This is a genomic window from Phycisphaeraceae bacterium, assembly GCA_020851465.1.
GTDB lineage: Bacteria > Planctomycetota > Phycisphaerae > Phycisphaerales > Phycisphaeraceae > JADZCR01.
This window is the reverse complement of the sequence record JADZCR010000002.1, coordinates 87,267-109,850: the sequence shown is the minus strand read 5'-3', so window position 1 is coordinate 109,850 and position 22,584 is coordinate 87,267. Positions and strand designations below refer to the sequence as shown.

Here is a 22,584-nt window from a genome sequence, read left to right as displayed (position 1 = left end):
CGCTGCATCCTGAGAGCAGATTCCGTTTTACAGAGTCACGCTGCCCCTGCGGTTTTACAGCAGGAGCGGCGATTGCTCACTTGACCAGACCGTCGGCTTTGCCCATGTGGATGAGCATGTCAACGATACGGTTCGAGTAGCCCCACTCGTTGTCATACCAACTGACGAGCTTGAAAAAGTTCTTGCTCAGGCCGATGCCTGCGCCTTTGTCAAAAATGGAGCTGCGCGGATCGGAGATGAAGTCGCTGGAGACGACCTCCTCGTCCGTGTAACCCATGATGCCCTTGAGCGGACCATTGGCGGCATCTTTGATGGCCTTGGCGATGTCCTCGTAAGTCGTGTCTTGGCTGGTCTTGACCGTCAGGTCCACGACCGAGACGTTGCTCACCGGCACGCGGAAGGACATACCCGTGAGCTTGCCCTTGAGTTCGGGCATCACCAGAGCCACCGCTTTGGCCGCACCGGTTGAGGCCGGGATGATGTTCTGCCCCGCCGCGCGACCGCCGCGCCAATCTTTCTTGCTCGGTCCGTCCTGTGTCGGTTGAGTCGCGGTCATCGCATGCACCGTCGTCATGAGGCCCTCGACGATGCCGAACTTGTCGTGAATCACCTTTGCCAGCGGTGCCAGACAGTTGGTGGTGCAACTGGCGTTGCTGAGGACTTTGTCCTTGGCGGGATTGTATTTCTCTTCGTTGACGCCGATGACGAAGGTGTTGACCTGTTCAGGCGTCTTGGTCGGTGCCGAGATCAGCACGCGCTTGGCGCCGGCCTTGAGATGCTGTGACGCCCCCTCAACGTCAGTGAACAGGCCGGTCGATTCGACGACGTAATCCACGCCGAGCTGACCCCAGGGCAATTCGGCTGGGTTCTTCACCGAGACGCACTTGACGAACTTCCCTTCCACGACGATCCCATCATCCTTCGCCTCGACCTTGCCGTTGAATCGGCCGTGCGTCGTGTCGTGACTGAGGAGATAGGCGAGATTATCAGGCGGAACGAGGTCGTTGATCCCGACGAATTGAATGTTGGGATTGTGGAAGCCGGCACGGAATACCAGACGACCGATACGACCAAAACCGTTAATGGCAACCTTGATAGGCATGATTAAGTCTCCTTAAAAAAACCGGCAAATTTTAGAAAGCCGGTAAGGTGGGAGCGATGCAAGTCGAAACGGCAAAGGTAGGAAGTTTGCTCTGCATGTCAAATCGTTTGTTGCAGGCCGGCCGGTCGCAGCAACACCTCAATAACCAAAGTGTCTCAATACCAGGGCATCTTCACTCTTCGCAGGTGAGTAGGTCAGTCTGACTAGAGAGAATTGTAGGACGGCCCGCAGATGATCGTTGAGCGGGTCGCGTATGAGGCAGCGGTAGCGATTCTTTCGGAAAATGCTGCTGCCTTGCGATCGCGGCGCGTCATGCGCGGACTTTGAGGAGTTTCAGGTGTTTGACGTTGCAGCCGACGTGGATGAGGATTTCTGAATCATCACATGGCTCGACTTCCCTTTAATCCCGACCGCGACCCCGCGCAGCCATCGTCTAGCTCTCGATCTCGTTCATCACCAGACTCTCGTGTGATTCGTGGCGGTGCTGCGTCCGGGACAAATTCCAGGCGTGCTTCCGGGGGAACTTCCGGGGGTGGGAAGGTGTTGACGGTCAGCCAGATTTCGCACTTGATTAAGGATGCGCTGGCTGCGGGATTGCCCCCCAAGGTGCGTGTCGTAGGTGAGGTGAGCAATTTTTCCGAGCGTGCGCACTGGTTTTTCAGTCTCAAGGATGAGGGTGGAAGTCTGCGCTGCGTCTGCTTTGCGTCGGCTGCGAGACGTGTTTCGTTTCCCGTGGCCGACGGCATGGAAGTCGTCGCGACCGGCCGCATCGACTACTTCGATGCGCAAGGCAGTCTTCAGCTTTACGTCGATGCGCTTGAACCTGTTGGTCAAGGCGCACTGGAAGCTCGCTACAAAGCCCTGTGCGAGGAGCTTCGTCGGGCTGGCTATTTCGATAATGAGCGAAAGAAGCGCTTGCCTTCGATGCCTTATCGCGTCGCGGTGGTGACCTCCCGGAGCGGCGCTGCGTTGCAGGACGTGATCAACACCGCCGGCCGACGGTGGAGCGGATGTGAATTGCTGCTCGTGGATGTACGGGTGCAGGGCGCCGCAGCCGCGCCGGAGATCGCCGCTGCCATTGATGCTCTGTCACGACAGGGGAAATCGCTGGGCATCGACGCGGTGATCCTGACACGCGGCGGCGGGTCGATCGAAGACCTCTGGGCGTTTAACGAGCGTGTCGTCGCCGATGCGATTTTCCGCTGCGCGCTGCCGATCGTTGCGGCGATCGGACATGAGACGGACCAGACCATTGCCGAGCTTGTCGCCGATGTTCGCTGTTCGACGCCGACACAGGCCGCGATGACGCTGATCCCCGACCGCCGGACGCTCCAGCAGCAGGTGACACAACTGGCGGATCGTATGACGCGCATGTTGCGCAATCGGGCTGAGAGCAGTCGTCAACGGCTCGCAGCACTTGCGAGACACGCGATGTTCCGCCGCCCTGAACGGATGGTTGATCCGCATCGGGAAAAATTCGCTCGACTTCGGGAGCGGCTTGTCAGCTCGCTGCCAGGCCGTGTCAAAGCTGACGCCGATAAGTTGGCAGCTTTGTCACGTCAGCTTCAGGCGGTTGGCCCGTTGAACGTGCTGCAGCGCGGTTACAGTCTGACGCTCGGCCCGGATGGAAAGGTTCTCCGCAGCGCGGGTCAGGTTTCGCCGGGAGTGCGCATCACGAGTGTATTGGCGGACGGGCGGGTGTCCAGCGAGGTGGTGGATGGGGGAGAGGTACCGCCGCCGCGAACGCAGCGTAAATCGAAGTCACAACCCAGACGGGCCGCCGATGAAACGACGCTGTTTGGTGATTCGTCCGCACCTGCGTAGCCGTGCATGTTGGCGGGTCTCCGCGTAGCCGGGTTTGTCAGTCTCCGCACCTTTTCCGAGAGATTCCCATGAGCAGAGCATCTGAAAAATCGCCCCGATTCGAACAGGCTATCGAACAGCTTGAAACGATCATTGATGAGATCGAGTCCGGCCAGTGCGGGTTGGAGGATTGCATTACGCAGTATGAAAAAGGGATGAAGCTCATCGCGCGGTGCCAGACCATCCTTAATAATGCCCAGACGCGGATCGCCGAGTTGACCGCCGACGCAGACGGCCGGCTGCAAATCAAGGGTTCCCAAGACGAAGCAGCCGATGAAGAAGAGACAGACGAGGATGATGAGCAGCTTGACGCCGAGATTGATGAGAACGCTGAGGAATAGGGCTGACGACTCCAGCCGTATTGGATCGGCACAGGCTGCGCATCAGGACGAGTGATGGATGGTCCGCGGCTCGACCCGTCGCGGTTTCGGGAAACGATGTGAACCTCTGGCCATATTTCTTTCTTGCCGCGATCTACGGCGCCATTGTGGGCAGTTTCCTCAACGTGGTGATTTATCGGCTGCCTGAGGGATTAAGCCTGCTGCATCCGCCGTCGCGCTGTCCATCGTGCGAGCACAAGCTCGCCGTTTATGACAACGTGCCGGTGCTCGGCTGGTTGTGGCTCCGGGGCAAGTGCCGTTATTGCAAAGCACCCATCAGCGCGCAGTACCCTTTGATCGAAGCCCTGACGGCTGCACTGTTCGCGGCTATGTTCTGGAGCTATTACCTCGCGCCGATGTGGTCTTATGAAAACCGGACGGGTGTTCACTGGACCTCGCTCTGGCTGGAGTGGCATGCCGCGGGAGGACTGCTGACGACCTGGCCGGCACTGCTCGTCCACGCGGTGCTCATCGCATCGCTGATTGCAGCGACCATGATCGACTTTCGGCTCTACATCATTCCGCTCCAAATTCCCTGGATGGCGACTGCCGTCGCGCTCATCGTCCTGCCTCTGGGGGTCTGGTTTATTCCGGTAATGGAGACGGTATGCCCCAGCGGTGATGCGCTGACAGGATTCATTCAGCTATTCATGGAACGGACCTGCGGCATCGAGCTTGCGCCAGGCTCACCGATCGGATTGGCAGCAGGGGCGGTACTCGGACTGCTCATCGCCTGCGGCCTGCTGAAACTGGGCTGGCTGCCGCGTAGCTTTGATGAGGAGCCAGCTCCCCACGAAGATGGCGCAGCGGGTGATAACAAGACCCCCGCTCAATCTCAAAAGAACGACAAGAGTACGGGTGCCTCGATGGTTCCCGCTTCGCCTGCTGTTCACGAAGATTTTCTGGCCCATCCGCATCCCCGCTGGGAAGTCGGCAAGGAATTGCTGTTTCTCCTGTTTCCCATCGTCGGAGCGATCATTGGTTGGTTCATACCCGTCAGCGATGCGCCCCGGCCCCTTTGGGTCGCGGCGGGCGTCGTCTCCGGCTATCTGGTCGGCGGGGGAATGATCTGGGCAACGCGCATATTGGGCACGCTGGCCTTTGGTAAGGAAGCGATGGGGCTGGGGGATGTGCATCTGCTCGCAGCAGTAGGGGCGGTGCTCGGACCACGCGATGCGGTGGTGATCTTTTTCATAGCGCCATTCCTTGGGCTGGCATACGCGGCGATTTCCGTCGGTGTCGCCCGGATCGCTCGCGGCGAGGTGCGCGTCATTCCCTACGGCCCGTACCTGGCGGCGGCGACAGTCGTGTTGATGTTCTTCCACCAGCCGATCTTGAATCTTTTACCTTTTTGAACACATCTACCGATACCGATAAAATCAACGCGGATTGCTGATTTTCGATCGCCGACAGCCGCTGAAAGACGTTTTTTCATGTCTTTCACTCGCCGATCGACTATCAGCGGTCAGGGACTCATCAATAGAAACTAACTTCCGAAAGGTTTAACGATGGTTGGCAAGCGATCGAAGATTTTTGTGACGGCGGCACTGGCATTGACCCTGGGGCTTGTGGGAATGACGGGCTGTCGGCAAAGTCAGCTCCAGGATGAACGCAATGCGCTCTATCGGCAGAATGTCGAAGGGCAGAATGAACTCAACCGCACCCGCGCCGCATTGGAGGCAGCGGAAAACGATCGTACTGCGACCGCCGCTGAGCTGGCACGCCTGCGTGCGGAAAAGGAAGCTGCGGAACGTGCCGCCGAGGAAGCACGCCGTGCCGCTGAACAGGCCGCCCGTGACCGTGCCGCCGCCGAAGCAGCCGCCGCAGCCCGTGCGAATCAGGCCAACCAGACCGGCTTTGAAGGCATCGAAGGCGTCAAGGCTGAACGCACGAGCGAAGGTATCGAAGTCCACATTCCCGGCGATGTACTTTTTGCCTCCGGTAAGGCGGACCTGACCGCCAATGCCCGCAAGACCCTCGCTCAGGTCGCCAAAGCGCTTAATTCCAGTACTCATAAAGGCCATCAGATCCGCGTTGAAGGTCACACCGACTCCGACCCGATCCGCAAGAGCAAGTGGAAGGACAACCAGCAGCTCAGCGAGGCTCGCGCCGATGCGGTTGCCGCTTACCTTCAGACGGCCGGTGTTGCTGGCGGTCGGTTGAGCACCATCGGCTACGGCTCGTCGAAGCCCAAGGCGACCAAGGCCCAGAGTCGCCGCGTCGAAGTGGTTGTTCTCAAGTGATGGATGGCGGCGACCGTTGATCGTCGCCTCCTCTCATCACCTTTGAGCGGTCACCTTGCATGACGGGTTTCCTGTAATCTCCCCGTTTCACCGCGGCACGATCATCCTTCCGCGCAATCGCCGATGTCGGCGGTCGGTCGCGCCGTGATGGGTTCGATTTCCATGATCGCTATCGTTGATTATGGCATGGGTAATCTCCGCAGCGTGCAGAAGGCCTTTGAACAGGTCGGTGCCGCTGCGAAGTTATTTGCCGCGCCCACTGCCGAGTCCCGCGATGCCGATCGTCTGGTGCTGCCGGGTGTCGGCGCATTTGGTGACGGCATGGCAAATCTGCAACAGCGCGGCTGGGTCGAGCCGATCCGTCAGTTCATCGCCACCGGCCGGCCGGTGCTGGGAATATGTCTGGGCCTGCAACTTCTATTCGATGGCTCGGAGGAAGACGCACCGCAAGGCGGACTCGTGCCCGGACTGGGAATTCTGCGCGGCAGCGTCCGGCGTTTCCGGCCTCAGCACGGTCAACGTCTCAAGGTGCCTCACATGGGTTGGAACAACCTCACCTGGCGGCGCGATGACCCGCTCCTTCGCAGCCTCGATCAGGGCGTGGCTGTCTATTTCGTCCACAGTTACTTCGCCTTACCCAGCGAGGGTGACGTGCTCACATCCGCCACGGCGCAATACCCGCAGGGTGTGCCGTTTTGTGCGTCGGTCTGGCGCGACAATATCTGGGCGACACAATTTCACCCGGAAAAGTCGCAGCGCGTGGGATTGAAGATGCTTGAAAACTTCACACGCATCTGACCCCCGCGTTAAGAAACACCAACCGCTGACATGACTGACGACATCCACCGTCAGGCTCCGCGTGTTAGCCGGCGTCGAAATCCGCATGTAAACCTCGTGGCAACGCGGCACGTTACACTTTCGCCCCATGCTGGAAATGAAGTTTTCTGACGATCTGACTTTTCCGCTGCTGGCTGACCCGCGCGGCTATGTGCCCTGTCAGTGGGAACTAAAAAAAAGCAGCCCCATGACGGAGTACTGGCTTGGGCTGTTTCGCAGTCATTTTCCGAAGCTGCTCGCCGAGGCGGCACGGGAGGAAGCTGACCGCGGCCTGGATGCGGCGGACACCGCGCAGCGCGTTCGTCAGGCGGGCACGGAGTTTTCCCGTTACCTCGATCTGCTGACGGATAATCCGAGTCGATTCGGACGGCTGGATATTCTGACCATCTGCATCGAACGGGAACGCACACTCCGCCGCGCGGGGATCGTTGATCCCTACCGACTGCCCAAGACACGGGAAAACGAGGCGGCTTTGGCGTGCCTGCCGTCGGTGCTCCGTGAACTCGACGATCTCGACGATGCGGACCGTCTCGCGCGGATCACACACGGAATATTTGCCGGCAACATTTTTGACCTCGGCGCGACTCAGACGGCAGACCTGTTCAAGGACGGCAGCGTGGACTTCCACGCGGTTCGCCAGCGATTGGCGCCACGGCCGTGGTTGATCGACGACTTTGAGCATTGGCTCTCACGCACCCTTGGGTCGGGACTTTCTCGAAAGCACGAGAACGCAATCCTCTTTGTGGACAATGCCGGCTCCGATGTAATTCTGGGCATGATTCCACTGGCGCGGGAACTGCTCCGTCGCGGCACGGGTGTGATCCTCACCGCCAACCGAACCCCGACGCTCAACGATGTCACACATGATGAACTGCTCACGCTGATCGACCGTATCGCGGCATGGGATGCCACCATCGCCGATGCTCGCCGCAATGGACAACTGGAACTAGTCACCAGCGGCAATGGCCTGCCTTTGATCGACCTGACACGTGTTTCCCCGGAACTGATAGCTGCGATGGAACGCAAACGGGTTGATCTGGTTGTTATCGAAGGGATGGGAAGGGCGGTCGAAAGCAATCTCGACGCACGGTTTACCTGCGATGTGCTCAAGATCGCGATGATTAAAGACAGCGGCGTTGCCGACCATCTGGGGGGAAAACTTTACGATCTGGTGCTGCGGTTTGAACCCGTGTAAGCCGTTTTCAGGCGTAGAACCTGTCTGAATTACCATCAATGAGAGCAAGCCGCTGCGCCAAATGGGGGAACTGAATTTTCTTTTTTGTCTGCAATAAAGCGGTGTCCAAAGAGTTTAACCCTCATGCGTGCCCACCAACGTACCCCTCGCGCTTTTACTCTGATTGAACTTCTCGTGGTGATTTCGATCATCGCAATTCTGATCGGCATTGCGATGCCGAGTCTGGCTGCGGCCCGCCGCCGCGCCAACAAACTCGCCTGTTCAGCCAATCTGCGCTCGATTGGTCAGGCGATCCAGATGTACCGTGACGAGTTCAAAGGGGTGTTCCCCAAAGCCAAGTACATGCCCGATCCGTTTGTCTCTGCCGACGCGGATCCTCCGCTGACGCAGGTGCTGGACCATTACCTGTCGTCGAGCACGGGACAGGATGCGCGGAACGCCTTCCGCTGTCCGTCGGACACCGAAGTTTTCCCGCTGTCGGGTTCGAGCTACATGTATCAGACGACTCTCAGCGGCGTCACGCTGGAGGCTTACTTCCCGGTGGCGATGGGTTTTGTGCAGGCCCCGGAGGTGGTGGTCGCGCGGGACTTCGACGGCGGATCATTCGATACAACGACGGTAGGTCAGATCATCGTCGGCCCGTTTCACGGAGTGCGTAATCTGCTCTTTGCCGACGGGCATGCCGGGAACTTCTAAACAGCACGGAGTTGGTAATGAAGAAGTGGATAAGCATCTCGGCATTGGTGGTGTTGGCGATAACCGCTGTGTCCGCGGGCGGGTATTACACGTGGCTGCATACGTCACCTCCGATGCCGGCTACGGCGGAGGACGCGATGTCACTGGTAAAGTCAGCACGATTTCAACGGCTCAGCGAAGCCGAGCGTGAGCCTTATGTCGAGCGGATGCGCGAGCTGGCGGAAACCATGACGCCGGAGCAGCGAGAAAAAGGATGGGAGATGATGCGGGCAGACCCGGAGTTGCGCAAGGAAGTGCAGAAGGTACAGTCGCAAGCCATGGGTCTTCGCTTCCGCGAGTTCGCCAAAGCTGATCCGCAGCGCCGACTGGCGATCCTCGATGAGGACATCCAGAAAATGGAGGCGATGCGTGCCGGCGGGGCGATGATGGGTCGCCGAGGGCCGGGTGGGTCGGGGAATCCCGACGGCGGTGCCGCAAGGCCTCCTCGACCGGAAGGAGAAAATCGACCGCCTCAGTCCAATGGCGCCGCGCCCTCAGGTCAACCCAGCGCGACCAATCGCCGTGAGGAGCGAAAGAAAATGTTCCAGGATCGTATTCAGACGGGCGATCCACAGGATCAGGCCTACATGGGTGAGTATTTCAAGGCACTGATGGAACGACGTCGTGAGCTGGGGCTGCCGGATCGTCCGCCTCATCGGCCCGGCGGCGCAGGACGCGGGAGATAACCAGACAGGTTCGGAGCAGACCTCAATCGATGTCGTCACGTCTGCCTTTGACCACCAGCGGCACCGCAATCTCCCGCGCGACCGCGCTGGCATTAGGCCGATCATCCTTGAAGGGTTCGAGTTCCGGCACCTCAAGGTCGCGGATCATCGCGATCTCATCACACGCCTGATTTTTCGGACAGCGGACGCATTCGCTCCAGACCTTCAGCGGCAGCGTCTGCCGGTCCACTACGTGAAAACCGCACCGCTCAAAAAAATGCTTTTCGTAGGTCAGCGTCATCAGCCGTGCGATACCCAGTTCTTCCGCCTCGTCAATGCAAGAGAGCACCAGCCGCCGGCCAAGCCCGCGCTTGCGGTATTCCGGTTTGACCGCCAGTGAATAAATCTCTGCGAGATTGGACCAGACGATTTTGAGGCCGCACACGCCGACGATCTGATCGTCCTCGATGGCCACCTGAAAGTCGCGGACGTTTTCATAGAGATCCGCCAGTGATCGGTGGAGCATCAGACCATACTCGGCGCAATCGTTGATGATCTTGCCGAAGGCTCGGACATCCTGAATGGAAGCATGGCGGATCATAAAAGCGCGATTCCCGCAGTTGGCACGTCAGACGAAATGATATCGCAGTCGTGGCGGTCAGCGGAAAATTTCCTGCTATGCGGAGACGATCACCGGGTTTCTGCAACATTTACCGCAGGGGATATCATGGCCCGACTTATGAAAAAGAATCCGCTCATCGGCCATTGGCCTCTCCGTGGTAATGCTCAGGACGTAGCCGGTCAGCATCATGGCAAGTTACACCAGGTGGAGTGGGTGACAGGCCCTGATGGTGCGCCGCAGGGCGGCGCGCGATTCAATGGCCGGGACAGTCTCATCGACATCGCAGATGCCCCGTCGCTGCAACTAGGCGGTGAAGATTTCTCAGTCACGGCGTGGATCAAGTGTGCGCAGCCGATGCGCGGTATTTACGGCGACGTGCTTTCCAAGTTCGACGCCCAGCGACGCTGCGGATTGAATCTATGGGTATCGGGCAGCTCAGCCAGCTACTCATCGGTCGGTGATTCTCGTCATGTTCACGCGGGGATCGATGATGCGTACTTCGGTGAGTGGACGGATCACGGCATGCCGGCTGCTGATAACCCGCTGGTGCCTTGCCTGACGGTATATCGCGGCGAGCTTTATGCGGGAGTCTCCGATGCCGCCCGACCGCAGGATGCATGCAAGGTTTACCGGTGGGCGGGCGGTGATCAATGGATCGACTGCGGGCGTCTGGGTAATGATCCGTCGCATCTGAGCGTGATGTCGATGATCGTCCACGAAGGGCACTTTTACGCAGGTACGGGTATCTGGGATTGGGGCCGTGCGGAGGAATCCAGACGCGCGACGCCGCCCACAGCGTTGACTCGTGTCTTTCGTTACGAAGGCGGAACTCAGTGGCGCGATCTGGGTCAGGTGGGCAAAGCGCAGCGCGTCATCTGCATGGCCAGCTTTGAAGGTGAGCTTTTCGTCGGCCTCGACCGCGGCGATCAAGGTCACTGTTTCCGACTCAAAGGCGATCAATGGATCGACGCTGGCGTGCTGGATGATCGAGATAACTTCGAATGTCTGATGCCGGTGGGCGGCGTGTTGTACGGAGCGTCTCACTTTGCGATTTACCGCTATGACGGCGGGCAGAAGTGGACGTGCATCGGTCGGAGACCGTTTGACATTACACAAATCCATTCGTTCCAGTGCTACGCCGGAAATCTCTGGGCGGGCACCTGGCCGCAGGGCTATGTCCTGCGTCACGCCGGCGGCGATCAGTGGGTGAATACCGGCCTGCTGGGACTTGCCACCGACAAGCCGGGTGTGGCGCGGATCAACGAGATCAACGCGCTGGGCGTTCATAACGGCAAGCTGTTCGCCGGTGTGCTGCCCAAGGCGCAAATCTACCGTTACGAAACCGACGGCCACTGGTCGCTGCTGGGAAATTTCGCCAGCCGCCGCGACTGGAAGTCTGACGTGTGCCCAAGCTGGATGCGCGTATTGACGCTCACCACGCATAAGGGCCTGCTCTGGGCCTGCACCGGCGCGAGTCAGGCCCGCACACAGGACGTCGATCCTGACCGGACCGCCGGCCGGGTTCTCTCCTGTCAGACGGGTGTGGTCGCCAGTCACGAGCACGACATAGGCAGCGAGTGGACGCACGTGGCGATGGTACGTCGAGACAACGACCTGCGAATTTTCATCAACGGCCAGTTGTCACATCGCTCCGCCATGCCCCGTCGTCATCATTTCAATCTGGGAAATGCAGAACCTCTGCGGATCGGCCGTGGTGCGGTGGGCAGCTTTGACGGCTGCATTAGTGATGTACGGCTCCATGCCGGTGCTCTGACACCCGGCAGCATCGGAAAGTTGTGGGAACAACGAGGCAAGTAACACGCCGAGGTGTGATCCGGCCTCCAGCGAAACGCCATGTCAATCGCCGTGGACGATTAGACGCAGCGCTGTGTGTTTTGCGGATCATGGTCGAACCCGCAACGGCTGAGTATTGCTGACCGCTCATCCTGAGTGAGCTTTCGGTCCAGCTGGGGGTAGAGAATATTTTTCTCGCGCAGGTCGTGATGTTCCAGCAGATGCAGGTACGACGACTGCTCACGCAGACATTCATGGGCCTGTCGCGGGCCGGCTGATGGATCCGCAGCGAGCTTCTCAACCAGCGGCTTGAACAGCGCAAGATTCTTGAGGAGATTGGCATGTTCCAGATAGAAAAACCGGGGATCGCCTCCGGGTACATGCCCGACCCGCTCTTCATAAAGCGGGAAAATCTGTTCCTCCTCGTGCTTCATGTGGCGGCGTAATTCAACCTCGTATTGCTCCAGCAATTCCAGAGCCTGCTTGAAATTCAGAAGGACGATCGCGTCGCGGTGACGGGCGAAAAGTTCGTCCAGGTCACCATGAACGTGCATCAGATGATCGAGTGATCCCATCTCGAAAGTCTCCATCCCGGCGACGGATCGTGGCTGGACCTGTCACCGGGCAACGCCAGGCTCACGCGACTAATCCGACGTTGCTCACGAGAGCATCCACCAGCGTGAATCCGGCATGAGAGCCAGCTTGGACAAGATCATAGGGATGTAACCCAGCGCAAGCATGATGATCGACCCACGCAACCGCCGTGAAAGTTTAGTCTTGGTGCCGGATTAGCCTACGGCGCGTTCCATGTGTCCGAATCGATGAGGATAGCATTCGGCATCGCGGCTGGCCTTCTAATTGGCGACGCATTGCTTGGGTGAATGGTTCAAATATTGGAGTTATTTCAGGCTTTTTTGTTGGTGTTGCTTCGGATAGACTTCATGGCGCAATTCTGAATGAATGTCACGACGCCGCGATCTCGACTGGATTCAAACTCACTGTCTGCGGTAGTCAATGGTGCGGGTGTGAACCTGGAACGTCCGGCGGCGGAGCCTGTCATGGGATCTAGCGCGTACAAACCGCAGTACGTCCGAGAGGCTTTTACTCTGGTCGAACTGTTGGTGGTTCTGAGCATCATCGCGCTGCTGATCGCGTTACTGCTGCCATCGTTACAAGCAGCCCGTTCCATCTCGAATCAGATCCGCTGCGCGAACAATATGAAACAGGCGACACTGGCGCAGATGACCTATATCCAGGACAACGGCGGCTTCTTCGCGCTGGCGATCCCGCAAAGTCCAGGACATGCTGGGCTGTACTGGAACCAATTCATCACCGCGGGCTATCTGGCCGGCGGTGACTATCTGAAGTCAACCATCATCACCGGTGAGCGCGCCTGTCCCGACGGCTTCAGACAGTCGTACCCCTCCTGGCCTTTGCCGCTTTACGGGCACAATGCGTGCATGAATCCGTTGCACGAGGGCAGCAGTGCCGATGATGCGATCGATACACTTGCGTCGGGCTGGGGTGTGACGCGGCTGAGCAAGCTCGATCAGATCCGCAAGACTTCAACGGTCTTTATGCTCAACGAAAACAACAACTATTACGCCTACACCTACGGCGATACGAGCTTCGGTTTGGCACTGGATAATCACTCCGTCTGGCCCGGCGTGACAATTTTTCGACACAACGGCATGGGGTTGAACGTCTCGTACATGGACGGCCACGCAGCATTCGTGCGGGCACCTTTCGCCAAGGGTGTCAATATTTTCTACGACGACAACGATTGAGCTGGCCAGCGTCCGCGTTGTTATGCGGTTCGGCGGCGGAGCGGACCGATGAAAGTAGTGCGAGGATGTGATCCTGATCCTCCTTCGGCAAGCCGACCGCTGCTTCGATAGGAGTCGATACCGTGATGACCCGCGCCCACCTGCGCTGCGCATTCACCCTCGTCGAATTGCTCGTGGTGATTTCGATCATCGCGCTGCTCCTTGCGATGCTGCTGCCGGCTCTGAACAACGCCCGGCAGGTGGCCTCGCTCCTCAAGTGCTCCTCGAACCTGCGGCAGATCGAGGCCAGCGACATCTACTATCAGAACGACAATCGCGAGTGGTTCCTGCCCAATGACCGCTGGGTGTGGCAGGCTGCGTTCTATACCAGTACCGCGCCATCCGCCTACCGCTGGTCGGGCTACGGGAACTCGGCGCTTTACCGCAACGCTCACCCATTCAAGTGCCCGCTGGTCCTCAAGGGTTCGCCCTACGATGGCCCGTATATGGAGGGAGTCGAGCAGATCACCACCTACGAATTCGACTCCGCTGGAACTGCGATCTACATGTGCGTCAGCGATTATGTCTCGGGCTCGGGGTTGCATGGGGCCAACGGCACGGTCATGGCCAGCCCCTATTTCACTCTCCGTCGCTCCGGCGAACTGGCCCACTCGCCCTCGGTGGTGCTCGCCTTCGCGGATACGATAGGCGGGGTGAGCCGGATGGATTACAGCACGTTCGGCTTTGCGTTCCGCCACATGTCGTGGAAGTCGGGGCCGGCTGCGTTTGCCGACGGCCACGTGGCTACCATGCAACTCGGCGCGCTGCCCAACGCATTGGCCTTCAGCCGCGGCGCCAACAACGTCACCCACTTCGACGACCGGCCGTATTTCTGGTGGTGATGCCCGCACAGTTTTCACGCCCGCACCTGGCCTCATCTCAGACCTTGCCCTCCGTCACTAGCCGCACCTGCTTGAGCAGTCGCTACCGCGGCCAGCATCGCGCGGCGAGGATGTTCGACTTCATGCAGGAAGCGGCCACTCGCTGGGCCGGTTCAATGGCCACCGAATGACGAGCGATATTGGAGTCGGCTTGTTTGAACCGGAACGCGAACGACGTAAACCCTGATCTGACAAAAAAACCCTTCGACTTGTTAGTCGAAGGGTCTCTTTGCCGGTTAAATCGGGGTGGCCGGATTCGAACCGACGACTTCCTGCACCCAAAGCAGGCGCTCTAGCCAAGCTGAGCTACACCCCGAGCAGCCATATTTATAAGCCGCTTCTGGCGGGTGTCCAATCCGAGGAAGAATCATTTTTTGAGCAGACGCAATTTTGAGGCGAAGTCGCGCCCCGAAAAAGTCGTGGAAATCATGCCTTGGATCATCACCAAACGTCATCATTCCGCAGGCAGCGATGTCCCAACTCGCGAGGATCATCGTGAGGTGTTCAGGTGATACGCGCGTGCACGTTCCCGATAGGTTCCCTCTCTGATGCGGTGCCACCAGTCGGGGTGATCGACATACCATGCGATGGTTGCTGCCAGTCCGCCGGGCCATGCTGATCGGGTGGGAGTCCATCCCAACTCGCGGGCGATGCGCGATGCATCGATGGCATAGCGGCGGTCGTGTCCCGGACGATCAGCTACGGGTTCGATCATCTCTTTTCCCTGTCCCATCATGGAAAGGATCGTGTGCGTCAGTTCAAGGTTTGATCGCTCGTTATTTCCGCCGATGTTGTAAACGCGACCCGCTTCACCTTTTTCCAGCACGGTCAGGATCGCTTCGCAGTGGTCGTCCACGTGCAGCCAGTCGCGCACGTTTCTGCCGTCACCATAGAGCGGAACTTTTTTACCTTGGAGCAAATGGGTCACGAATAGGGGGATGACCTTTTCGGGAAACTGATACGGGCCGTAGTTATTCGAGCATCGTGTGGTGCAGACATTGAGGCCGAACGTATGGTGATACGCGTTGACGAGCAGGTCGCCGCCCGCCTTGCTGGCGGCATAGGGGCTGTTGGCGGTCAGCGGCGTCTCCTCGGTGAATCGCAATTCCGGCATATCCAGCGGCAGCGAGCCGTACACCTCGTCCGTTGATACATAGACAAAACGACCGCGAAACTTACCTTGCTGTGTCAGCGTCCGAGTCGCATCGAGCAGAACCTGCGTACCCAGAACATTGGTGCGCACGAAGGGACTGGCATCAACGATCGAGCGATCGACGTGGCTCTCAGCCGCCAGATGCAGCACCCCGTCGCATCCGACCAGCAGACGCTCGACGAGTGGTCGATCGTTGATGTCTCCGTAAACGAAGGTGTAGCGGGGGTCCGTCTGCACGTCAGCCAGATTGTCGAGATTCCCCGAATAGGAGAGGCAGTCCAGATTGGTGACGCTGTAATCAGGCCTGTTTTGCAGGATGAATCGGATCAGGTTTGACCCGATGAATCCCGCGCCGCCGGTAACGAGAAGATGGGACATGATCGAAGCCTTCAAGGAGTACGGACGGGTACGGATGAGACCATGCGGCGGACGACGCTCGCGAGGTTGTCGTGCCAGTGAGGCATAGGCCCCAGCAGGTTTTCGGTGGCGGAGAGATCGAGCACGCTGTAAGCGGGACGCTTGGCCGGCCGGGGAAACTCGGCTGTGGTGCAAGGCTCCACATGGCAGTTGGCACCGCAAAGTTGGACGACCTGAGTTGCAAGGTCAAACCATGTACACACGCCGCCATCGGTGACGTGAAAGGTTCCGACTGCGCCGCGCCGCATGAGTTGCAGCGTCGCGGCCGCCAGGTGCTCCGCGCTGGTTGGCCGGCCGCGCTGATCGTTGACGACTCGGAGCGTCGGTTTCTGTTGCGCCAACGCCGCGATGGTCCGCACGAAGTTTTTTCCCCATGGCGCATAGAGCCAACTGGTCCGCACAAGCAGATGCGGAACATCGCTCTTTTCGAGGAACTCTTCCCCGATCGCCTTGCTCCGGCCGTAGGCGTTCTGCGGCTCTCGTTTCTGTCCTGTGGGAATGGGTTGGCTGGTTCCGTTGAAGACGTAGTCCGTGGAGTAATGAACCAGTCCGATACCGACCTCGGCGCATCGCCGTGTCAGGAAGCCGACGGCTTGGCCGTTGAGTCGGTCAGCGTCGTCGGCGTGGGTTTCCGCCGCATCGACATCGGTCCATGCAGCGCAATTCACCACAGCATCAAATCGATCTGTGACCCAGTGATTGATCGTGGCTGGGTTGAGCAGATCAAGCTCCATGCGCGGGGGAGCCTGGTAGCTCAGATTTTCCCGCTGGGCTAATTCACACCAGGCGCGCCCCAGCATGCCGTTACCGCCGACGATCAGGATCGTTCGCGGCGTTGCCAGCCGGCGGTGGGGTGGGTTCACGAGTCGCTCTTTCCAAATGTGCGCATGTGATTAACGGTTCTGCACCGTCCACGGGAAATCGGGGACGGAATCAAACGGCCTGCGTTCTTCGTCGGGAGCCTGCGGGTTGAAGGCTCGCGTGACGTAGTAGAGCAAGCCCGCGGGCAGGTGTGAGACGGTCGCCACGCCATGCCAGAGCGGACTGGGAATGACGAGGATACCGGGTCGCATTTCACCCATGACGATGGACCATGATTGGCCGTCAGCGTCACGATGGACACCGGCGCGAACCTGACCGTTGACACAAAGCCACAGGTCCGCCTGAAAGCGGTGACGGTGCCACGCCTTGATGACGCCGGGATACATGTGGGAGTAGTTGATCTGCCCGTCAGGGGTCAGCACGCCCTGATACTGGTTCATGATCGACCAGCCGCGGTCGTCGGCATAGATGGTCGTCGGAAGGAAAAGCGGCTCCTGATCTCGCTCAGCGGTTTCCAGGGCAAGCTTCAACTCACCGGTGAAAATTTTGGGACCCAGGATGGCGTTGGAAGTTCGTTTCACGGAACGGCTCTCAAAGGCGGGTTCGATATTCACCATGAGATTATCCGATGCCGGTCAGACGCGGGCGACTGACTCCAGATTGAGGTGATTGGCACCGCTTGAAGCTACGAGATGGCTGGCACGGTGCAGGCTCTCGAAGGTGCCTGCGTCCGTCCACCAACCTTCAAGCACCTCGTGCGTCAGATCACCGCGCTGAAGATAGTGATTGTTCACGTCGGTGATCTCCAGTTCTCCGCGACCGGAAGGCTTGAGCGTCTGGCAGATGTCGAAGACATCAGCGTCGTAAAAATAAACCCCGGTAACCGCCATACGACTGACGGGGTCTTTTGGTTTTTCGATGATTTGCAGGATACGGCCGGTGTTCTCGTCGATCCGCGCGACGCCGAATCGCTCCGGGTCATCGACTTCCTTGAGCAAAACCTTGGCGCCGGACCGCTGGGTGAAGAAGTCACCAGCCGCCTTGCGGATATTTCCCTCGATGATGTTGTCGCCGAGGATCACGCATATTTTTTCGCCGTCGCTGAAGTCCTGCGCGAGCTTGAGGGCGTCGGCGATGCCGCCTTCACCTTCCTGATAGCCGTATTCGAGGTGGCGGACCCCCAGATGTTTACCGTTTTTGAGGAGCTTGAGGAAGTCTCCCGCGTGTTCGCCGCCGGTGACGATCATGATTTCACTGATACCCGCATTGAGCAGGCATTGGATGGGGAAATAGATCATCGGGCGGTCATAGACCGGCAACAGATGCTTGTTGGTGACGAGGGTGAGCGGTCGCAGTCTGGTGCCTAGTCCGCCGGCGAGGATGACGCCTTTCATGATTCTGCTCCTTCAATCACGCGAACCGTTTCGGAACGCGGTGTCGAATCTCCCAAGCCGTGCTGCTCTTGACGCCCACACCAGTTACCCGGCGACGAAACCCGTGGGCAGCGTAACTCCCAACCTGCTGTCCAACAGGATCAAGCTCATTTGGAAATTACACGTAACGATGATACCGCATGCGATGCGTTGCTTATGGGGGTGACGGGTCATGCACCGATTTTCACGCTCCATAGACCGTTGCTTTATCATTTTGCCCACACCTGCGCGGGAGTAACCAACAATGTCTGAAACTTCTTGGCCGACACTTATCGTTCACCAACTGGTCGCCCGTGACCAACCGACACCGGTCGTGCTGGGAGTACCGATTCCGCGTGGTCAGGTCCGTGATGCTGCGACGCTGGGTGTGATTTCAGAAGACGGTACGCCGACACATTCCTCTGTGCGTTCGCTGGTTTCATGGCCCGATGGCTCCGTGCGGTGGGTATTGGTGAGTTTTCTGGCAACCCGAAGCGGCAGGCATACGGTGTCGCCGCAGCGGGTTGCGACAGCCGGATCGCCTGTGATTCGAGTTGAGCAACCAGCTGACCAAATTACGCTGGATACAGGCCGCTCGAAAATCACACTCGCTGGCGATGGTCCTGGCCCCATCGCCCGTTACGAGGCAAATGGGAAGACGATACTTGCGCAGCCTCGTGATTTCCGGCTGGTCGTGGACGATGCCGACTCGACACACGAGACCGTGCGCAAGCTGACCATCCTTGAGCAAAACGCCGTGCGTGTCCGGGTGCGTGTCGAAGGCGCGCATTGTGCTGCGAATGGAAAACGCAAGCTCAGCTACCGGCTGGATGTCGAAGCCTGGGCCGGTGTGCCGACCTTGCGGCTGGATTATCACTTCTTCAATCTCGAACCGGGGCAGGAATATCTGGATGTCAACCGAATTGCCGTTGAAGCTGATATCGCGGTAGATGCCCGTCTTGCGCAGCGGCACTTTCTTCAGATCTATCACGGCGAGTTTTATGAGCCGCGCGAAGTGCTCAACCCTCAGACGGTCGCGATCGTTGCCGACAGCCAGCGTCGTGCGGCCCACGTGGAAGATCCAGCCATGCTGCTCGACGACACGCAATACGCAGCGTATCTCGATGCGCCGCTGATCGAGACAAACGAATGGCTTGGCGTGACTGAGGGCCAGTCGCATGTGTATCTGCACATGCAGGACTTCATCAACATGCCGCCCAAACGACTCGCCGGTCAAGGCAACCGCTTGACGCTGGATGTCTGGCCGGGAAGGGCGGGGACGCTCAAGCTCCAGCAGGGACGATCACGACGACAGGTTATGACGATCGCGCCGCTGCTGGGTGATCGACCGAATGCCGCCACGATCAGCCGGGCGATTTCAGTTCCGCTCTGGGAAGGTCGTGCCTCCGTCGCTCCTGAGTGGCTGTCACGCTGCGGGGAGTTTGAGCAGGACAAGGTGCTGACGTTCGGCAAACACGGACGGTTTGAGCGGTTTCTGTCACGGGTAGTCAACCTCAGCACTCCAGCCGATATGTTTGACCTGGGTGATACGCCCGACAGCGGCTACTCCACCTCATATCCGTCACTGGGTATGAATCGGGTCCACCGAGTAGCCGGCGCAGGAGACTATCCGCGCGCGTTCGACGCAGGTAACAGTGTGCTGACCGCTTGGTCCAATCCGCTCAGCTACGAACGAGTCTGGGTCAACAATGAGTACGACGGGATCCATACCATCGCCTGTGAGCTGATGCGCTCCGGCCAACCGCAGCGGTGGACGCTGCTTCGCTGGATGGTCCGACATAACATCGAGGTTGACTTCCTCCATTACCACGATCAGAAGTGGCTGCACCGCACCAGCCCCGTGCATTCATCGCGGCACACCACCTCCGGCGCATATCCGAGTCACTTCTGGACGCAGGGGCTGATGGAGTATTACTGTCTGACCGGCGATCCCGACGTACTGGAAGTGGCTGTCGCTCTGGGTGAAAAAATCATCATCTATTTCCACGATCCGGTGCGCGGAAAATTTTATAAGGATTTTGATCGTGAAAACGGCTGGGCGCTGCTGGCTCTGGTTCACGTTTACGACATCTCGCGTCAACCGCAATTTGAAAAGGAAATCAATCGTCTCGTTGACTTTTTCATGAATCACGATCCCGCGGGCAAGTCAAATACGCCATCCTTCGATCGTGCCGGCACATGGTCACGGAGCCTGATTACGAGTTTCTACTTCATGCTCAACATGGTCGAGGCGATTGATCTATATGCAAAGATCACGGGTAGAAAAGACCTCGTGGATTACCTGCGTCGCCTGCTTTCGGGAATGCCCAAGGCAATCTATCGAAACTACCTGGAGGGCTATCCGTCATACAGCACAGCGGCTGCGCTGGCGATCGCTTTTGAACACACAGGAGACATCGAGTATCTCAAAGCGGGACTGGTCCGACTCGAAGACCTCGTGAATGATGACTCTCGCTGGCTGAACCCGGTGCCGGAGATCAAGCCGATGGCCATCGTGCATCGTGAGATGATCCGTTACCTCGGCCATGCCCAGCGTCAAGGCTTGCTCGATTCGTTTGAGTACTTGAATCTGCGAGGCAAAGGATAAGCACCTGCCCGAATCGCCACGAATGCGAACGGACCTCTGCGTACTCGACTTCGAATCGTATGCGAGAGCCTATTATCAGCAGAGGTACTGTGTCCGGTGAGATGCGAATACGCTTCGCCAAACATGGAGGTATGCGTGAGTGACGATGTTTTCAATGCTTCCATTATTTATCGAAAGATCGTGACGCCTGAGCTGGAGATCGTGCGTGTCAAGCCGGATGTCGGCCAGATCGCGCCGTTCGAGCCGGGGCAGTTCTGCAATCTGGGATTACCCAGCGTCGCGCCGCCAACCAATGCGCCGCCTCGCCGTGCATCCAGCGGCCCTCGCCTGGTGCGTCGGTCGTACTCGATCGCGTCATCCGCTGATGTGCGGGAATACGCTGAGTTTTACCTGGTACTGGTGAAGGAAGGCAGGCTCACGCCGCGACTCTGGTCGCTGCCATTAGACGGTCGCGTCTGGCTTGACCCGCAGCCGGATGGACATTTCACGCTCGAAGGCGTGCCTGTGGATCAAGATCTCGTGATGATCGCCACGGGTACAGGGCTTGGGCCGTACATGTCGATGATTCGTACTTTTCGTGGTCGAAGTCAGAAACGGTGGCGCAATCTCGTGCTCATCCACGGAGCCCGACTGAGTAGCGATCTGGGTTACATGGCTGAGCTTGAAACCATCGCACGGGAAGACCCATCAGTGAAATACATTCCCATCCTCTCCCGCGAACCGGAGGCTACCTCATGGCGGGGAATGCGCGGTCGGGTACAGATCGTGCTGGAGCCACAGACTTTTGAACGGCTCACCGGAGTCAGACTCCTGCCCGATCAGACGCATGTCTTTTTATGCGGAAACCCTGCCATGATTACAGAGGTTCACACGAATCTTGAGACACGAGGATTTCTTGTCAGAGGACGAGATAACCCGGAAGGGAACATCCATTTCGAGAAGTATTGGTAAAGCATTGGTAGAACGGAGAGGATCGAAGCGGAGCAAGAACTTCGTGTAAGGTTGCAGTTGGTCAAATCGACGCTTTCAGCCGGTAGAGGGCTGCGATCACGGAATGATCGCCCGTTTCCAGTAGAATAATGCTGAAAACGTCGATAATTATCATTGACTGGCTCGGGTTGAATTGAATAATGGCTTGTGGGTCTTTGCACGCTGACCTGTGCAATCGGAGCAAATAAATGCATTCCGGTGTCGGTAAATCCAGGGTTATGACGCAACGGCGACCCGCTGCGTTTACGCTGGTCGAACTGCTGGTGGTCATTGCGATTATTGCGCTGTTGATCGCGATCCTGCTGCCTTCGCTCGAACGCGCCAAAGAAGTTGCGTCACGGGTCAAGTGCCTCAGCAGTACCCGACAGGTCAAGATCGCCACTGCTGCGTATCAAAACGACAATCGTGGCTGGTTTCCCCGCTCCGGACCGGAGTGGAACGCAGCAACCTACGGCGTACACCACACGCTGGTCGTTGGTAACTACATCTACCAAAACATCTTCACCAACCAGGGATGCCCATACGGACCGGCTACATACAGCTCCAGCATGGGAAGTTATTACTACGCCACCACACCCGGAACTGTATCAATCGGTATCAACTCATTACTCCAGACGGGCTATGCATACGTTGGTACTCCCACCTCCACGTACTATTCGCCGGTGCCGACGTACTATCCGAGCTACGGACAATTCAACGAGTCGTGGCCGCGACTCCGCAAGGCGGCTGATCGCATCTTCGTCGCATCGTGCAGCGTGGCACCGGATGCGGCGATCAATACTTCATACGCCTATCCCGGCGGCGGGCTTCAGCACACGCTGGGAATCACAAGTTTCTATTTTGCCGACGCGCCAATCCCGGGGCGGCATAAGGGCGAAGGGTTACCAATGACGTTCTACGACGGCCACGGTCGATTTGTCCTCAAGAATGAGATTTATCCTTACTACTACGACACGATGGCTCCGGGATACTCCATGATGGAATGGAGTATTCGCAGCATGTACTACGGCAGCATGGATAACTGAGAGGTACCCCGGTC

Annotated in this window: 21 protein-coding genes and 1 tRNA gene; 14 read left to right on the top strand and 8 right to left on the bottom strand. The window is 58.4% G+C overall.

Going from position 1 to position 22,584, the window contains the following annotated elements; all coding sequences use genetic code 11:
• Positions 1-76: 76 nt before the first annotated feature.
• Positions 77-1,102, bottom strand: a complete 1,026-nt coding sequence (gap, locus tag IT444_02580) for a type I glyceraldehyde-3-phosphate dehydrogenase (protein ID MCC7191643.1) — start codon at positions 1,100-1,102, stop codon at positions 77-79.
• 384 nt (positions 1,103-1,486) lie between these two features.
• On the opposite strand from gap, the gene xseA reads away from it, so the two are divergent.
• From xseA to IT444_02540, 8 genes are all read left to right on the top strand, one after another.
• A complete protein-coding gene (gene xseA, locus IT444_02575; GenBank protein MCC7191642.1) occupies positions 1,487-2,926 on the top strand; it encodes an exodeoxyribonuclease VII large subunit in 1,440 nt (479 codons plus the stop codon).
• 68 nt (positions 2,927-2,994) lie between these two features.
• Positions 2,995-3,306 (top strand): exodeoxyribonuclease VII small subunit, encoded by a 312-nt coding sequence (gene xseB / locus IT444_02570; GenBank protein ID MCC7191641.1) that lies wholly within the window; start codon positions 2,995-2,997, stop codon positions 3,304-3,306.
• A gap of 98 nt (positions 3,307-3,404) precedes the next feature.
• On the top strand, positions 3,405-4,700 hold the full coding sequence (locus IT444_02565; protein MCC7191640.1) for a prepilin peptidase: 1,296 nt from the start codon (positions 3,405-3,407) through the stop codon (positions 4,698-4,700).
• A 153-nt stretch (positions 4,701-4,853) separates the two neighbouring features.
• Entirely contained in the window at positions 4,854-5,588 is a 735-nt protein-coding gene (locus IT444_02560) for an OmpA family protein (GenBank protein MCC7191639.1), read from the top strand.
• Between the two features lie 162 nt (positions 5,589-5,750).
• Entirely contained in the window at positions 5,751-6,386 is a 636-nt protein-coding gene (gene hisH / locus IT444_02555; GenBank protein ID MCC7191638.1) for an imidazole glycerol phosphate synthase subunit HisH, read from the top strand.
• A gap of 127 nt (positions 6,387-6,513) precedes the next feature.
• Entirely contained in the window at positions 6,514-7,620 is a 1,107-nt protein-coding gene (locus tag IT444_02550) for a DUF89 family protein (GenBank protein ID MCC7191637.1), read from the top strand.
• Positions 7,621-7,743: 123 nt separating this feature from the next.
• Positions 7,744-8,316 (top strand): prepilin-type N-terminal cleavage/methylation domain-containing protein, encoded by a 573-nt coding sequence (locus tag IT444_02545; GenBank protein MCC7191636.1) that lies wholly within the window; start codon positions 7,744-7,746, stop codon positions 8,314-8,316.
• A 17-nt stretch (positions 8,317-8,333) separates the two neighbouring features.
• On the top strand, positions 8,334-9,041 hold the full coding sequence (locus IT444_02540; protein ID MCC7191635.1) for a hypothetical protein: 708 nt from the start codon (positions 8,334-8,336) through the stop codon (positions 9,039-9,041).
• A gap of 22 nt (positions 9,042-9,063) precedes the next feature.
• Here the strand turns inward: IT444_02540 and IT444_02535 are convergent, their stop codons facing one another.
• Complete coding sequence (locus IT444_02535) at positions 9,064-9,621, bottom strand: N-acetyltransferase (protein ID MCC7191634.1); 558 nt, start codon at positions 9,619-9,621, stop codon at positions 9,064-9,066.
• Between the two features lie 138 nt (positions 9,622-9,759).
• Here IT444_02535 and IT444_02530 point away from each other — a divergent pair, with 138 nt between their 5' ends.
• Positions 9,760-11,460, top strand: a complete 1,701-nt coding sequence (locus tag IT444_02530) for a LamG domain-containing protein (GenBank protein ID MCC7191633.1) — start codon at positions 9,760-9,762, stop codon at positions 11,458-11,460.
• A 56-nt stretch (positions 11,461-11,516) separates the two neighbouring features.
• Here IT444_02530 and IT444_02525 read toward each other — a convergent pair whose 3' ends face one another.
• Positions 11,517-12,011 (bottom strand): hemerythrin domain-containing protein, encoded by a 495-nt coding sequence (locus tag IT444_02525; protein MCC7191632.1) that lies wholly within the window; start codon positions 12,009-12,011, stop codon positions 11,517-11,519.
• A gap of 483 nt (positions 12,012-12,494) precedes the next feature.
• Here IT444_02525 and IT444_02520 point away from each other — a divergent pair, with 483 nt between their 5' ends.
• Together IT444_02520 and IT444_02515 are read left to right on the top strand one after the other, a co-directional pair.
• On the top strand, positions 12,495-13,223 hold the full coding sequence (locus IT444_02520) for a prepilin-type N-terminal cleavage/methylation domain-containing protein (protein ID MCC7191631.1): 729 nt from the start codon (positions 12,495-12,497) through the stop codon (positions 13,221-13,223).
• Positions 13,224-13,348: 125 nt separating this feature from the next.
• A complete protein-coding gene (locus IT444_02515; protein MCC7191630.1) occupies positions 13,349-14,104 on the top strand; it encodes a prepilin-type N-terminal cleavage/methylation domain-containing protein in 756 nt (251 codons plus the stop codon).
• A gap of 280 nt (positions 14,105-14,384) precedes the next feature.
• Here IT444_02515 and IT444_02510 read toward each other — a convergent pair.
• The 5 genes from IT444_02510 to IT444_02490 form a co-directional block, all read right to left on the bottom strand.
• Positions 14,385-14,459 (bottom strand) — tRNA-Pro (locus tag IT444_02510).
• 174 nt (positions 14,460-14,633) lie between these two features.
• Positions 14,634-15,674, bottom strand: coding sequence for a dTDP-glucose 4,6-dehydratase (gene rfbB, locus IT444_02505; protein MCC7191629.1), 1,041 nt, complete (start codon positions 15,672-15,674; stop codon positions 14,634-14,636).
• Positions 15,675-15,685: 11 nt separating this feature from the next.
• The gene (gene rfbD / locus IT444_02500) at positions 15,686-16,576 is read right to left on the bottom strand and encodes a dTDP-4-dehydrorhamnose reductase (protein ID MCC7191628.1); all 891 of its coding nucleotides are present in this window, start codon (positions 16,574-16,576) and stop codon (positions 15,686-15,688) included.
• Between the two features lie 30 nt (positions 16,577-16,606).
• Positions 16,607-17,152, bottom strand: a complete 546-nt coding sequence (locus IT444_02495; GenBank protein MCC7191627.1) for a hypothetical protein — start codon at positions 17,150-17,152, stop codon at positions 16,607-16,609.
• 18 nt (positions 17,153-17,170) lie between these two features.
• On the bottom strand, positions 17,171-17,929 hold the full coding sequence (locus IT444_02490) for an NTP transferase domain-containing protein (protein ID MCC7191626.1): 759 nt from the start codon (positions 17,927-17,929) through the stop codon (positions 17,171-17,173).
• 283 nt (positions 17,930-18,212) lie between these two features.
• Here IT444_02490 and IT444_02485 point away from each other — a divergent pair, with 283 nt between their 5' ends.
• The 3 genes from IT444_02485 to IT444_02475 all read left to right on the top strand — a co-directional run bounded on the left by IT444_02485 (position 18,213) and on the right by IT444_02475 (position 22,570).
• Positions 18,213-20,555 (top strand): hypothetical protein, encoded by a 2,343-nt coding sequence (locus IT444_02485; protein MCC7191625.1) that lies wholly within the window; start codon positions 18,213-18,215, stop codon positions 20,553-20,555.
• A gap of 135 nt (positions 20,556-20,690) precedes the next feature.
• Complete coding sequence (locus IT444_02480) at positions 20,691-21,506, top strand: ferredoxin--NADP reductase (GenBank protein ID MCC7191624.1); 816 nt, start codon at positions 20,691-20,693, stop codon at positions 21,504-21,506.
• A 257-nt stretch (positions 21,507-21,763) separates the two neighbouring features.
• Positions 21,764-22,570 (top strand): prepilin-type N-terminal cleavage/methylation domain-containing protein, encoded by an 807-nt coding sequence (locus IT444_02475; protein MCC7191623.1) that lies wholly within the window; start codon positions 21,764-21,766, stop codon positions 22,568-22,570.
• The last annotated feature ends 14 nt before the right edge of the window (positions 22,571-22,584 follow it).